The following is a 678-nucleotide window of genomic DNA, read 5'->3' as shown; positions in this document are numbered from 1 at the left end:
GTCGGATGCGGCGACAGCAGCTGCGGGCGCCGCGGCAGGGGGTACCGCCGGCACGGACCCCGTGGGCGGCCGCAGGTCGCGGCGGCTCGTGGCCACGACGGCCGGCGTGACGGCCGGAACCTCGCCGCCGGTCGGCGTCGTCGCGGGAACGGATCCCGTGGTGGTGGGGACCTTCGGGATGGAGCCCGTGCGGGGTCGTGCGGCGCGGGCCTGCGCCGCCTCCCGGAGCTGGCGACGGGTCAGGACCGGGATGTCGTCGACGTCTCCCACGGCGACCCCGGCGGTGACGGCCGGGATGGTGCCGGTCGTGACGGGGTGCCAGACCGGCTCGTCGAGCCCGGCCCGGCGACGGCGGACGTCGCGCAGGAGGAGCCAGCCCGCGAGCAGCACGAGCAGGGCGCCGACGACGACGCAGGGCCAGAGCCACGGCGTCGTGACGACGCGGGGCCACGCCAGCGAGAGGGTCGGCGCGGAGGTTCCAGTGCTGACCGCGAGCAGGCTCCAGCGGCCCTCCTGCGCGGGCCACACGAGCTGCGCGGAGCCGGTGCCGCTGACCTCGGCGACCCACAGGTCGGAACCCGTCGGGTCGGCCGCGGTGGCCGGCGCCTCGGCGGCACCCTCGGAGGGGGTCGGCGTGGCTGCGTCCGCCGGCGGCGCGGTTGCCGCGTCGGTCGGTGC

Annotated in this window: 1 pseudogene; it reads right to left on the bottom strand. The window is 78.5% G+C overall.

The annotated features are described in order from the left end of the window. Nucleotides 1-678 (bottom strand): annotated as a pseudogene (locus tag ACXJKG_RS21335) (hypothetical protein); the annotation flags it as partial.

The organism is Cellulomonas sp. P5_C6 (genome assembly GCF_054049635.1).
Note: the sequence above shows the minus strand (reverse complement) of the source record. Positions and strands in the feature narration are given on the sequence as shown.